Source organism: Burkholderia sola (assembly GCF_905400185.1).
GTDB classification, from domain to species: Bacteria; Pseudomonadota; Gammaproteobacteria; order Burkholderiales; family Burkholderiaceae; genus Burkholderia; species Burkholderia sola.
Map to the genome: position 1 here is coordinate 1,319,514 of NZ_FR989677.1, position 12,734 is coordinate 1,332,247.

Consider the following 12,734-nt stretch of genomic DNA (forward strand, 5'->3'; position numbering starts at 1 on the left):
AACGCACATTCATTGGTCAGGCTCCCGGAAGCTGGAAGAGGCGATCGACGCGCCAGCGTGGCCGCGCGCCGTCAAGTGTCAAGACAAGCTTGGGGGGAAGCGGCAGCTCGTGAAATGAAGATTCGTTCGAATCCATCTGATAGCCGGCCGTGTTCGGGTAGATCAGCAGATCGCCGGGTTCCGGGCGCTGCCCGAATGCGATCTTGCGCCAGGTCAGCATGTCCGAATCGAGGCAGCTCGCCCCGCCGACACAGGCGCGATAAGGCATGCCCGTGCGCGGCGATCGCGAAGGCTCGCGCACGACGCTTAGCAGTTCCGGATCGGGCAGGAATTCGCTGGCAAACCATTGCTCCGACACGCTGAAGCTCGTGCCGTTGACGGTCGCGATGCCATAGTCGCCGCAGTCCTTCACGCCTTGCACGGCAAACGCCGTGAACCCTGCCTGATCCAGCAGCGCCCGCCCCGGCTCCAGCATGATCGTCAGGCCGTGCTCGCGAAGCAGTTCGGCGAGCGATGCGGATTCCCCACCAGGCGTACCAGCCAGGATCGCATCGAGCATCTGCGCGCCGCTGCAGGCCGAGTGATATGGATAGAATCCGTCGAATACCTTGTTGGCGTGGTAATCGTCCGCCCGGTGCGCACGCTGGAATGCGTGCCAGTCGCGCTCGCTCGCGTACGACATCGCGAAGCCGCCACCGATGTTGATCGTGTGCGGCGCAAGACCGAGTTCGCGCGCAGCCAAGCACGCACGCATCGCGATCGCGGCCTGATTGCAGCGCTCCGTCGCGCTGTAACCGGACAGATGGAACGAGAACCCTTCAAGGACGAGCGACGCCCGCGTCGCGGCACAGGTCGATAGCGCAACGCGAAGTGCGTCGGCACTCAAACCGAATCGGCTATCGTTGCGTGCCGCCGGCGCCATCCGCAACAGAATGCGTGCAACCCGCTTCGCCTGTTCCGAGATCGCGATCAGCCGATTCAGTTCTTCGTCGCTGTCGATGGCGATCAACGCATCGTGCAAAACCGCGAGCCGCAGCAGCGCACGCGACTTCGACGGGCCGGATACACCGATATCGGCTCCGCACACCCCCGCAGCCAACGCTTCCGAGAACTCGCCCGTGCTTGCGACGTCGACGCCGATCCCGGATGCTGCCGCCGCATGCGCAAAGCATCGCGCCTTGTTCGCCTTCTTCGCGTAGTAAATGCGCCCGGACACCTGGCGATCGTCCAGTACGCGCCGAAATTCGGCGACATTGTGCGCGAAACGTTCGGGAAACAGGAAATGAACGGGCGCGTCGAAGCCATGGACAAGATCGTGGATCATCGCCTGATGCTCGTCCACGAAATCCCGCAGTAGCGGATCCCACAACGCCGGCAGTCGCGGAATATCCGTCACCATAGCTCGACTTCCCGGCCGAGCCCTTTCGTCAGCGCGGCGTCGGCCAGCACGCGCCCCAGCGCGATGTCGGTCACGATCATGCCGCTGTTGAACGCGTAAACGATATCGGCATCGTTGCGCCGCGCAGGCTTGCGGCCAAGCAGTATGTCCGGAAACTCCGCATCGACGGCAGGCAGTTTTCCGGCTTCGTCCGCGAGATCGGCACCGGTCACCTGCATTTGGGCCTCGCTCGTCGCGATGCGGTAATCGGCGCCATGCAGCGCGTCGGCGTGAATGCCGTATCCGACCAGAAGCGCGAGCGCACCCGGCTTCAACGCCGCGTGCCGCACGCTCTCCGATACGCCGGCGCCGGCCACCCCGAGCACGATGTCCGCTGCGTTCGCGGAGGCGGCGAGATCCTTCGATACTTCGATGTCACGGCCCGGATGAAAGCGCTTCAACGTCTTGCGGACAGCATCGATTCCCGACTCATAGTGGCCGTGTACGATCACGCGCTCGATGTCCGGCAATGCGGTCAGCAGGAACGGCGCCGCCATCCGCCCCTGCGTCCCCGTGCCGACGACGAGCGCCGTTCGAGCCCGCGGCGCGGCCGCACGCGCGATCAGGGCGGACACCGCCGGCGTGCGCAGCGATCCGACAAGGCTGCCGTCCATCAATGCGACAGGCATGCCGGTTTCGTCGTCGAACAGCAACAACGTCGTGTAGTACTTCTGCAGTTCGCGGTTGTGTTCCGGATCGAACTTATACGACGTCTTGAAACCGACCGTTCTGCGTCCACCGTCTCGACCCAGCATCGAGTACGCGACGGAATGCTTGTCCGCGGGCTGGCTCATCAGCTTGCGCGGATTGTCGGATTCGCCGGTACCGAGGCCAAGGTATGCCCGTTCGACGGCATCGAGCACCATCGACGGGTCGTAGTCGAGCTCGTCGATCGTGCGCTTGCCAAGCACAAGGAGTCTCGAGGGTTGCGTTGCGAGCCGCGGTCGAACGTCCGCGTCGGGTTCAGCGCCATCAGCCATCGTGGATATCATCGTATTCACTTGTGTCTCACCGGATTTCACGTATCGAACGGGCCTGCCGCGCACGTCGTGCAGGTTGACTTGAAGATTGACGTGCCGCGACCGGCACCGACGCGCCAGATCGCACATGCTTGTTCGGCTGCGTTGCCACTGCGAATCGCGCGCTCGACATGAGGGCGGATGCGCCGGGAGGCTGGCGGCACGTTCAATTACTGCGGGTGCTTCATGCCTGCAGCGTATTGATCATGGAATCTTTCCTTCCGAAATGCAGATCACGGAGCAAAATATTGGATCGGCAATCATTTCGTTTTTCATTACATACAATTCCATCATTATGCAATCCGAATCAAATTGATTAAAAAAGCCACATTAATATCATCGATAACCACAATATGGCTCGCGATTGACGCCGATCAGATAATCAGCATTTCGATAACGAAAATGCCGTGTGCCGCCTGATATTCACCAGGCGCGGGCTGACGAGTTCAGCAATTTCGACGGGATTCCCTCACGTCGGCATAGCTGCCTGGCAGGCGCATTCATGTCGCGACAACGCGCGCACATGATGAGGCGCAGCGAACCGTGTCACGACCATCTGGGCGTTCCGTCACCGTCGATGGTTGCGACCGGTAGAGAAAATACAAATCGCTCGTATTTATAAACTAGCTTCCACTTTCCTTGCAAATACTTTATTTCATTATTGCGAATGCATTTACGGCGGCCGTCATTGAATCATGAAAGTGAAATTGAGGCCGCTAGCCGCTCGATGGCGGTATAGAAAAGCAAAATCGGTTTGTTGAGGGAGAAAAAATGCCCTGCATCGGGGGCTGCCGAAACGTTCGGGGGAGATATGTCGTTACGGTGCCGGGCTTTCCGCGGTAGGCGGTTTGGGGAACCGCCTGCGGGCCGCATTGCGTGCCAGTTCAGTCGACCAGCCGCTTATTATTCTTCGCAATCCAAATCAATATCGATGCATCGTTTCCCCGCGTTTCGACATGAGGCTCCGTGCGCGACGTATCGCGTTCCTCAATAGAAAAACCCGGCCCGCAACGAAGCGGGCCGGGCCGGGCCGTGACGGGATGCGTGCTGCTTGTTACAGCGCGCCGCCTTGCGCCGACGCCGAGCCCTTCACGCCGACCGACGCGCCGCCCTGCACCGAATTCGTCGCGCCTTCGAGCGCTTCGCCGGCCTTCGCCTTCGCGCCGCCCGCGACGTCGCCTGCGGTCGACACCGCGCCTTGGGCATGGCTCTTCGCCGAGGCGGCGACGTGCTTCACGTGCGACTTCGTCGTGTGCACGGCCGATGCCGCCGCATCCTTCGTCGCGCCGGCCGCCGAACCGACCGCCTGCGTCGCGCCGCCCACCGCCGTCCCGGCTGCCGAGCCCACGCCGCCGACCGTCTGGCCGACGCCGTTCAGCGCGCCGCCGACGACATTGCCCGCGCCCGAACCCGAGCCTGCCGCATTCGCACCGGCGCCAGCCTGCACACCGACGCCGCCGCCGAGCAGCGGCGTCTGGACCTGCGCGCCGACGCCTGCGGAACCCTGGGCGCCGGTCTGGGCCGTCTGTGCAAATGCAGCCGACGTCGCCATCGCCGTCAGAGCGGCACCCAGCAGAATCGTACGAATCTTGTTCATGGTCATTCTCCCCAAAGACGTTGTTGCTGCGGGCCGCGTTCGTGCGGCTGGTCGCATGCCTTGCCGCGACATGCGGCAGGTGGAGCCAATGTAGCGGCGCCGGCGAGCAAAACGACTGAATTGCGGGGACTGTTACTTCCGTTGCAAATGCTGACGATTGACTCACACTGTTTGACAATCGGAGGTTTGTGGCGGGGTGGCCGCTGCATTTGACGACGGACGGCCGCGGCCCGGGCCGGCAGACGTGCTTCATTCAGACGCCTTCATCTGCATTCCGAATTATTGGGGATTGCGCGGCCGTCGATGCGACCTCGTCATGATGCACGGCCCCGGCCGCCAGCAAGCGAACCGGGGCCGTGCGCACGCTGCGCGGTTACGGCCGGAACGTATCGCCCAGCACGACGCCTTCGCGACGCGGATCGGTGCCGCCCTGCAACGCCGGCGACTGGCCGACCGTCACGCGCATCACCGTATTGACGCCGCTCGCCTGCGCGGACGTCGACACCTTGTGCCCCAGCGCGAGCAGCCCCGTGATCAGTGGATCGTTCGCACCGTTGTTCGCCGCGTTGACGTTCGGATGCTCGCCGCCGATCGTGGTCGTCGGGCTGTTGCTCGCGCCGAAGTCGACGAGCCCCGCCGACTGCTGCGCGTCGAGCCCCCAGTCGAGCGCGCCGACCAGCGTCTTGACCACGTATTGCGGAATCGTGCCGCCGCCCGGCGAACCGGTCGCCATCACGAAGTCGCCGCGCGAGCCGTCGGCGGCCCGCCCGAACACGATCGTCGGCGCCATCGAGCTGCGCGGCCGCTTGCCCGGCTGCAGGCGGTTCGCCACCGGATTGCCGGACGCGTCGAGCGGGTTCGCGGAAAAGTCGGTCAACTGGTTGTTCAGCAGGAAACCGTTGGTCATGTGGAACGAGCCCATGCTCGACTCGACCGTCGTCGTCGCGCTGAGCACGTTGCCGTCGCCGTCCACGATCGTGAACTGGTTCGTGCCGTGCTCGATCAGCGTCGTGTCGACGCCGAGCGGCACCGCACCGAGATTGCCGGGCTGCGCGGTGCCCATGCTTTTGGTCGTGTCGATCAGCGCCGCGCGCGATTTCAGGTACGGCTTGTTCAGCAGCGTGTCCCACGTGCCGCCCGGCAGCGGCACGAAGTCGGTGTCGGCCACGTACTTGTCGCGGTCGGCATACGCGAGCCGTTCGGCTTCGGTGATGAGGTGGACGCCCGCGACGGTCGGCTTGCCGCCTTCGAGATCGATCGCCGTCGGCTTCAACGATTTCAAGTCGTAATTCTCGAGAATGCCGAGCGCGGATGCGACCGCGATGCCGCCCGACGACGGCGGCGGCATCCCGCAGACCCAGTAGCTGCGATAAGTCGTGCACACCGGTTCGCGGCGCTTCGCCTGATACGCGGCCAGATCGGCGACGGTCGTCTTGCCCGGCGTGAGCGTCGAGCCGTCCGCGCCCTTCGTCACCGCGATCTTCGCGACGATGTCCTGCGCGATCTGCCCCGTGTACAGCGCATTCGCGCCCGACTGCGCCATCAGCGACAGCGTGCGCGCGTAGGCCGGATTCTTCAGTACGGTGCCGAGCGGCTTCGGCGAACCGTCGGCGTTCAGGAAATACGCGGCGGCTTCGGGGTCGCGCTTCAGGTTCGCGGCGTTCGCCGCGATCGCGTCGGCCAGCCGGCCGCCGATCGGGAAACCGTTGGTCGCGAGCGTGATCGCGTCGCCAAACAGGCTCTGCCACGGCAAGCGGCCATGATCCTGTTGCAGCGCCTCGATGAGCCGCGGCACGCCGATCGTGCCGATCGAGCGGCCGCTCGCACGCGCGTTCGGCAGCGGCAACGAATGGTCGGTGGCGTCATCGACATAGCGCAGATAGTTCTCCGTCGCGGCGGCCGGCGCGGTTTCGCGGCCGTCGTACGCCTGCAGCGTCTTGCCGCGCGCATCGTAGTAGAGCAGCACGCCGCCCGACCCGAGGCCCGTGGCCTCCGGCACCGTCAGGCCGAGCACGGCTTGCACGGCGACCGCCGCGTCGGCGGCCGTGCCGCCCTTCTTCAGCACCGCGCACCCGGCCGCGCTCGCGTACGCGTTCGACGTGGCCACCAGGTACGTTTTCGCATAGACGGGCTTCATCCCGATGCGATAGCCCGACGACGCTTCCGGCAGCGACGGGTCGCCCGGCTGGTTCGAACCCACCACGACCGTCGCGCCGCTGTTGTCGACCGCGAGACAACTCGTATCGGTGGAAGGTGCGGTCGTGCGGCCCGCCTCGTTCTCGACGTCGCCGCCGCATGCGGTCAACAACGCAGCCGCGAGCAACGCGGACGCATACGGAAAAATCGCTGTTCTGTTCATTGTCTGCCGATGTGCTGGTCGTTGCGATGGACATCCTGTCGCCAGCGACCCCCTCGGTGCGCAGGCGATGCGTTCGATAGTCCCATGAACAGAATTTTTTTCGCAATCGGGAAATGACGTCATGCAACCGGACGTTGTGTGCGCAACGTCACCGAACCGGCATGCGGTTTCATCTGCTGCATTGCAGCGCATGGGCGTATCGTAACGTCGGTACCTTTTCCCCCGGCGACGCGTGCCGGCCCCGTGCTCCATCGCGCCGATCGCCTCGGAAAAGAATGCGAGACACATCGTCATCGCGACCGTCGCGCTCGTGTCCGCCCGCTGGTAGATGCAACTGAACGAGCGCGCGACGCATGACGGCAGCGGCGCGCCGCTTGATGACGCCTGCGGTTCGATCGACAATCGCCGCCCCCTCCTGCGCGGGCACTCGATCCAGCCGGCGCGTGCGTCTTCTCGACGCCGCATTTCGCCCGCCCATTCATTTCGGAATCCGTGATGATTATTTGTCTCTTCCTGGACAGCCATGCATAGACGACACCCGGGCCGCGGCCTGACGCGCCGGCTTCGTCGCGCGCCGGCGACCGGCCATCGGGACGATTGCCGGCGTCGCCGCGTCCGGCTATAAAGCGGGGATGGACACGAATCGCTGGATTCACGACCCCGTCGGCGCGTTTCGCGCCTGGCAGGAAACCGCCGCGACCGGCGCCGGCCGACGGCCGTTCGCGCCGCGTTCGATCGTCCAGCATGTCGCGATGTTCGAGCGATTCCTGCGTCACCTGAGCGCACGGCACGTGTCGCTCGTGACGTTCGGGCCCGACCACGTCGCGTCCTTCCTCGCGGAACTCGACCGCACCTGCGCGCCCGGCACGTCGACACGCGTGCGCTATGCGAAGCTGATCGACCGGCTCGGCCGGCATCTGGTCGATGCCGGTGTGCGGACGATTCATCCGGCCGGCCGATCGACGCACCATCTCGCATGGCCGGACGGCGAGCCCGAGCCGTGCTACCTGCCGCCCGACGCCGACGCGGCGCTGCAGCGCCATGTGCAGCCTCGGGCGGACGACACGCCCGCCGACTGCCGGAATCGCGCGATCGTCGCGCTGCTGCTCGCGAGCGGCATCACGTCGGCCGAGATTCGCGCGGCGACAGGCGACGCACTCGATCTCGACGCGCGGCCAGCGGCGTTGTCGGTGCCGCGCGATCGCGCGCGGCCGGCGCGCCGGATCGCGCTCGCCGCATTCGCGCTGGCGCCGCTCGCCGCCTGGCGTGCGCGCTCGGACGTGCCGCCGTCGGCGCGGCTGTTTCCCGCGCCGCGCGGGGGCGCAATGAACGACATGTTCCTGCTGCTCGTCGTGCGCGATGCGCTGAACGCGATCGGCTTTCACGCAGCGGACATGAGCCCGCGCGTGCTGCGCAATACATATGCGCGCCGCCAGTTGCTCGCCGGCCATGCGCATGCCGATGTCACGGCGATGCTCGGTCTCGCTAGCCCGCGAACGGTCACGCGCATTCGGCAAACGCTGCCGCCCGATGCGGCCGCGGATCGCGCTGCCCACGAGCGGTGATCGCGCGCCGCCGGCGCGAACCGCGTTCCCCCGCTGCGCTATTCGCCCGGCTTCGGCTGGACCAGCCGCAGAATCCGCGTGTCGTACGGCGACTGCATCACTTCCGCGATGCGGATGTCGGAGGCGGCCGGATGCAGCGGGTTCAACAGGAAGTTATGGGCGTGCGGCACGACGACGCTTGGCACGCGCAGCAGCGCGCTCGGCTGCGTGTCCAGCCACTCGGTGCCCGCGCTGCGGGTCCAGTCGACGTTCGTGCGCCAGTCGTCCGGCGCATCGCCTTCCGCGATTTCGGCGACGTCCACCGAATCGGGCACCTCGATACGCAGCAACTGATATCCGCTCGGCAATTGCGCGACGGCGGCGATTTCGAAATGAACCAGCGTCTCGAGCAACGCAAGCGCCGGATGTTCGGCGAGATACACGACGGGCTGCCCGGCGAAATGCCAGCGCCCGCCGGCCCGCAACCCGCCGATGCCTTTCAGATCGGCGTAATTGCTGATCCGCCACAGCGTCGTCAAGCGAAGTACCCCTCGTCGATCTGCGTGAGGGCCTCTTCGACGAGCCGCGCGCCATGCTCGGTGCTCGCCATATCGAGCGACGTGCGGCCGCCGAAGCGCTGGAGCCCGTTGCGCAGCCACGCCATCGCCTTGTCCTGGTCGCCGAACGTGGCCGCCGCCTGCGCGACGATGCGCGCGAGACGGATCGCCTTGTCCGACTCTTCCGGCGACAGGCGCTCGTGCGCCTGCCGACGATGACTCAGCGTGCGGCGCGGAATGATGAACGCCAGCTCGTCCGATTTCAGCCCGCGCTCCGACAACCGGTCGATCACCGACACGTCGACGCGCGCGCTCGCCAGCTCGGCCAGATCGGCGCCCGACCGGACGCGGATCGCCAGCAGCTGCTCGAGAATCGTGAATTCGGCCTGACGCGGATGCGCGACGCCCGAAGGATGAAAAGCGATGGTGCTCATGACCTCTCTCCGGCAATTTGCCCAATCATTATAGGCGTTTTGCCGAATACTTGCGGGTGGTGGAGCGGCAGGCTTTACCTCGTTGGGCTGGCAGACCGGTATTGGGGGTACGCGAATCGGAGATTCGCCTCGGGGACGTGGCACGGAAATTCAGTATATAAAGTTCCTGTTCGCGATGATCTGAAGTTGTCACGTAACAATTTCGAACGGTAATACGCGAGTGGCGGGAATCCCCGCTTTCCCTGTGTACACGCCGGCGGACGATCACCGTCGGCTGATGCGCAACCGACCGTCCAAGGTCAACCGGCCCATGCGGACGACCGGATCACGCTGCAGAAATTGCCCGCATGGAAATGCGGCTCCTTGTCCGCGAGCACGTCGGCCTTCACGTTGCCGAACGTCGTGCCGGGCTTGTGCTTGATGCCGTCATAGAACGCCTGAATGATGTCTTCCTTGAAATGCGGCGTGCGCGGATGCGCGCGCACGACCGCTTCCCGCCCGATGTCACTGTATTCCGGGTAAGCGAGGCCCAGTACGTCCATCTCGACGCCCGCCGTGACCAGCGCGACGACCGGATGCATGTGCTGCGGAATACCGGGCGTGGTATGCAGTGCGATCGAGGTCCACACGACATCGATGTCCTGCTGCGAGACTCCCTTTGCCTTCAGAAAATCGCGGGCGGCATTGGCGCCGTCCACTTCGAAGCGCTCGCATGCGCTGCTGTACCGGTGCGTCAGTCCCATATCGTGGAACATGCAGCCGCAATAGAGCAGCTCGGGGTCGTACTCGAGCCCGCGGCGCCGGCCCGCCAGCGCCGCGAAATAGAACACGCGGCTCGAGTGATGGAACAGCAGTTCGGATTCGGTATCGCGCACGAGTTCGGTGATCTCGCGCGTCAGTCGAGTATCGGGAAGGGTGATGCCGGCAACGTTCACAGTCATGATCGACCTCCATGGAAGACACGCTCGATTCTCCGCAGCCCGACAGGTGTCCGAAATAGGCTGGTTACGACGAATCCTGCCATTTCGCGCGACGAACGGACACGGTGCCTGCATGGTGAAAGAAGCGCCCCTATACTGCTGCGCATCACGTTCGATACGACACGCAACCGATCATGCCGAAGGTCGTGGGCATTTTTGCCGTTCCGGGCGTTCAACTGCTCGACGTCTCCGCGCCGCTCGACGTGTTCGCGCAAGCGAACGTCGAATGCGGGAAGCCGTTCTATGTGTCGCGGATCATCGCGAGCGGGGCCGGTGCGATCCGCAGCTCGTCCGGCGCACGGTTGCTGCCCGACTGGATCGCCCCCGACATCCCCGAGCGCATCGACACGCTGCTGGTCGCCGGCGCGCCGAACGCCGGCCAGATCGCGCTGCGCACCGACGTCCTCGCTTGGTTGCGCGCGGCGGCCGTGCACAGCAGACGCTACGGGTCGATCTGCACCGGGGCATTCATCCTCGCCGCCACCGGGCTGCTGAAAGGACGTCACCTGACCACGCACTGGGCCGCCGCCGATGCACTCGGCGAAGCCTATCCGTCGCTCGTCGTCGTCGCCGACGCGCTGTACGTGCGCGACGGCAAGCTGCGCACCGGCGCCGGCGTCACGGCCGGGCTCGATCTCGCGCTCGCGCTGGTCGAAGAAGATCTCGGCCGCGAGATCGCACGGCGCGTCGCCGCGCAACTGGTGATGTTTTTCAAGCGCCCGGGCGGGCAGCTCCAGTTCAGCCGCAAGGGCGAAGCCCGCCCCGCCGGACGTTCGGTGCTGCAGGAAGTCCAGCGCTGGGTCGCGGCCCATCCGGATCTCGAACATTCGGTGGCCGAGATGGCCAAACATGCAGGCATGAGCCCGCGCCATTTCGCGCGGCTGTTCCGCGCGGAAGTCGGCATGACGCCGGCCGCATGGGTCGAGGCGACCCGCATCTCTGCCGCCCGCCAGTTGCTCGAGAACGGCCATGACACGCCGAAGCAGGTCGCCGCGAAATGCGGCTTCGCAAACGTCGATACGCTCAGGCGAGCGTTCACCCGGCATGTCGGCGTCACGCCGGCCGAATATCGGAAACGGCAGGCGATCCTGGCTGCGTGAGGCGGAACGAGCGGCGCCGAATGAATGACACCGACGGCCTCGCGAAAATACTTCGGAATGCGATTCAATTGTTTGACCCGCTTCTTCCGCGCCGATCGACCCGCCGCTCCTTACCCACGCTCCAGCTCACCGGCAATCTTCAGATGAAATTGCGTACCGCGCGAATCGTTTACCCAGTTGCAATAATGATTCGCTCCAACGCGTATTTCCGACCGGGAACGCGCTCGTTACGATGCAATCAACCGCTGAACGCAACGAGCGAAGCGCGAAATCAACAGAACCGGAGGTCACCATGAAGTCGTTCATCACCGCTGTCGTCGCCGCAACCGCGTTGTCCGCGTCGTACGGCGCATTCGCGCAATCGAACCCGTCGGGTCAGCTCACGCGTGCCCAGGTGCGTGCGGAACTCGTCCAGCTCGAACAGGCCGGCTACAAGCCCGAAGTCTCCGATCAGTATTACCCGCGTGCGCTGCAGGCCGCGCAGGCCCGCGTGACGAACGCCGACGTAGCCGGCTACGGTGCGCAAGCGGCCGCCGGTGCGCGTGCAGGCCGCACGATCGCAGTCAAGCAGGAAGGCCGCAACTCGATCTACTTCGGTCAGTAAGCCGGATACCCGCCGGCGTATTGCCGGCGTATTCCGGATACGCCCCGCCGTACACGCGACACCCCGCTCCCGTTCATCGGGGCGGGGTGTTCGTTTTCCAGTCGTCCGCTCCCTTCGCGGCTCGCGTGCCGTGCGGCGCCGTTCACGCAAGCGTCCGGTGTTTGCGCATAGAATGGCCGCGTGGTCGGCGTCGGCCAGCACGAACGCGGGCGGTATCACGACACCCGCTGGCCGGCCCGATGTCGCACTCGGCGCATTTTTCGAAAAGGAGCGGTTTCATGTCTCAAACATCCGGTTCCACGATCACGTTTCGCCGCCCGGACGGCCAGGAACTGCAAGGCTATCTCGCCACGCCGGCACGCACCGAAGGCGCGCCCGCGGTCGTCGTCATCCAGGAATGGTGGGGGCTGAACGACCAGATCCGCGGCGTCGCGGATCGCCTCGCGCGCTGCGGTTACTTCGCGCTCGTGCCCGACCTGTATCGCGGCAAGTCGACGGTCGAGGAGGAGGAAGCGCACCACCTGATGACCGGCCTCGATTTCGGCGACGCCGCGTCGCAGGACATTCCCGGCGCGGTCGCATACCTGAAGACGCTGTCGCCGCGGGTCGCGGTGACGGGCTACTGCATGGGTGGCGCCCTCACGCTGCTGTCGCTGCAGTACGCCGACGCAGATGCCGGCGTCGTGTGGTACGGCCTCCCGCCGCTCGATTACATCGATCCGGCCAAGCTCAAGGTACCGCTGATGGGTCATTGGGCGACGCAGGATGCGTTCTTCACGATCGACCAGGTCGACGCACTGGAAAAGAAGCTGACCGATGCGAACGTCGGCTTCGAATTCCATCGCTATCTCGCGCACCATGCGTTCGCGAACGAAACGGCCGTCGGCCCCGGCCGCATCGCCGGCACGCAGTTCGATCCGGTGTGGTCGGAAACGGCGTGGGACCGCACGCTCACGTTCTTCGGCCGAACGCTCTGGACGAAGCACGCGTAACGTAATGCCGCTTCCCGCGCGGCGACGGTACAAACGAAAACACCACGGATTTGCGTCCGTGGCGTTTTCGTTTTCACACTCCTTCGGTTCGGTGGACAGGCGCGGCTTTC

Annotated in this window: 11 protein-coding genes; 4 read left to right on the forward strand and 7 right to left on the reverse strand. The window is 65.2% G+C overall.

From position 1 onward, the window contains the following. Window positions 1-16: 16 nt before the first annotated feature. The 4 genes from KR541_RS35815 to KR541_RS35830 form a co-directional block, all read right to left on the reverse strand. Window positions 17-1,324, reverse strand: a complete 1,308-nt coding sequence (locus KR541_RS35815; RefSeq protein WP_235356334.1) for an alanine racemase — start codon at window positions 1,322-1,324, stop codon at window positions 17-19. A gap of 68 nt (window positions 1,325-1,392) precedes the next feature. Further along, window positions 1,393-2,349: an ornithine cyclodeaminase family protein gene (locus KR541_RS35820; RefSeq protein ID WP_252996722.1), complete on the reverse strand. Its 957-nt coding sequence runs from the start codon at window positions 2,347-2,349 to the stop codon at window positions 1,393-1,395. 1,162 nt (window positions 2,350-3,511) lie between these two features. Then, on the reverse strand, window positions 3,512-4,054 hold the full coding sequence (locus KR541_RS35825) for a hypothetical protein (RefSeq protein WP_124557703.1): 543 nt from the start codon (window positions 4,052-4,054) through the stop codon (window positions 3,512-3,514). Window positions 4,055-4,427: 373 nt separating this feature from the next. Beyond that, window positions 4,428-6,413 (reverse strand): gamma-glutamyltransferase family protein, encoded by a 1,986-nt coding sequence (locus tag KR541_RS35830; protein WP_089490169.1) that lies wholly within the window; start codon window positions 6,411-6,413, stop codon window positions 4,428-4,430. A gap of 632 nt (window positions 6,414-7,045) precedes the next feature. On the opposite strand from KR541_RS35830, the gene KR541_RS35835 reads away from it, so the two are divergent. Next, window positions 7,046-7,978, forward strand: a complete 933-nt coding sequence (locus tag KR541_RS35835) for a tyrosine-type recombinase/integrase (RefSeq protein ID WP_213346817.1) — start codon at window positions 7,046-7,048, stop codon at window positions 7,976-7,978. Between the two features lie 38 nt (window positions 7,979-8,016). On the opposite strand, the gene KR541_RS35840 is transcribed toward KR541_RS35835, so the two are convergent. The 3 genes from KR541_RS35840 to KR541_RS35850 form a co-directional block, all read right to left on the reverse strand. Continuing rightward, on the reverse strand, window positions 8,017-8,496 hold the full coding sequence (locus KR541_RS35840; RefSeq protein WP_050018211.1) for an RES family NAD+ phosphorylase: 480 nt from the start codon (window positions 8,494-8,496) through the stop codon (window positions 8,017-8,019). Beyond that, window positions 8,493-8,948, reverse strand: coding sequence for a type II RES/Xre toxin-antitoxin system antitoxin (gene parS / locus KR541_RS35845; RefSeq protein WP_050018210.1), 456 nt, complete (start codon window positions 8,946-8,948; stop codon window positions 8,493-8,495). The genes KR541_RS35840 and parS overlap by 4 nt, the downstream gene beginning before the upstream one ends. Window positions 8,949-9,247: 299 nt before the next feature. After that, window positions 9,248-9,889 carry an HD domain-containing protein gene (locus KR541_RS35850; protein ID WP_050018209.1) on the reverse strand — a complete coding sequence of 214 codons (642 nt, stop codon included), beginning with the start codon at window positions 9,887-9,889 and terminating at the stop codon, window positions 9,248-9,250. A gap of 173 nt (window positions 9,890-10,062) precedes the next feature. On the opposite strand from KR541_RS35850, the gene KR541_RS35855 reads away from it, so the two are divergent. The 3 genes from KR541_RS35855 to KR541_RS35865 all read left to right on the forward strand — a co-directional run bounded on the left by KR541_RS35855 (window position 10,063) and on the right by KR541_RS35865 (window position 12,624). Beyond that, a complete protein-coding gene (locus tag KR541_RS35855; RefSeq protein WP_050018208.1) occupies window positions 10,063-11,028 on the forward strand; it encodes a GlxA family transcriptional regulator in 966 nt (321 codons plus the stop codon). Between the two features lie 292 nt (window positions 11,029-11,320). Beyond that, window positions 11,321-11,632 carry a DUF4148 domain-containing protein gene (locus KR541_RS35860; protein WP_050018207.1) on the forward strand — a complete coding sequence of 104 codons (312 nt, stop codon included), beginning with the start codon at window positions 11,321-11,323 and terminating at the stop codon, window positions 11,630-11,632. A 278-nt stretch (window positions 11,633-11,910) separates the two neighbouring features. Beyond that, window positions 11,911-12,624, forward strand: a complete 714-nt coding sequence (locus tag KR541_RS35865; RefSeq protein WP_050018206.1) for a dienelactone hydrolase family protein — start codon at window positions 11,911-11,913, stop codon at window positions 12,622-12,624. Window positions 12,625-12,734 lie beyond the last annotated feature (110 nt).

What these genes read in the sequence shown, in the direction of transcription:
- KR541_RS35815 (WP_235356334.1), bottom strand. Translation starts at nt 1,324, where the DNA reads ATGATCCACGATCTTGTCCATGGCTTCGACGCGCCCGTTCATTTCCTG.
- KR541_RS35825 (WP_124557703.1), bottom strand. Translation starts at nt 4,054, where the DNA reads ATGAACAAGATTCGTACGATTCTGCTGGGTGCCGCTCTGACGGCGATG.
- KR541_RS35830 (WP_089490169.1), bottom strand. Translation starts at nt 6,413, where the DNA reads ATGAACAGAACAGCGATTTTTCCGTATGCGTCCGCGTTGCTCGCGGCT.
- KR541_RS35835 (WP_213346817.1), top strand. Translation starts at nt 7,046, where the DNA reads ATGGACACGAATCGCTGGATTCACGACCCCGTCGGCGCGTTTCGCGCC.
- parS (WP_050018210.1), bottom strand. Translation starts at nt 8,948, where the DNA reads ATGAGCACCATCGCTTTTCATCCTTCGGGCGTCGCGCATCCGCGTCAG.
- KR541_RS35850 (WP_050018209.1), bottom strand. Translation starts at nt 9,889, where the DNA reads ATGACTGTGAACGTTGCCGGCATCACCCTTCCCGATACTCGACTGACG.
- KR541_RS35855 (WP_050018208.1), top strand. Translation starts at nt 10,063, where the DNA reads ATGCCGAAGGTCGTGGGCATTTTTGCCGTTCCGGGCGTTCAACTGCTC.
- KR541_RS35860 (WP_050018207.1), top strand. Translation starts at nt 11,321, where the DNA reads ATGAAGTCGTTCATCACCGCTGTCGTCGCCGCAACCGCGTTGTCCGCG.
- KR541_RS35865 (WP_050018206.1), top strand. Translation starts at nt 11,911, where the DNA reads ATGTCTCAAACATCCGGTTCCACGATCACGTTTCGCCGCCCGGACGGC.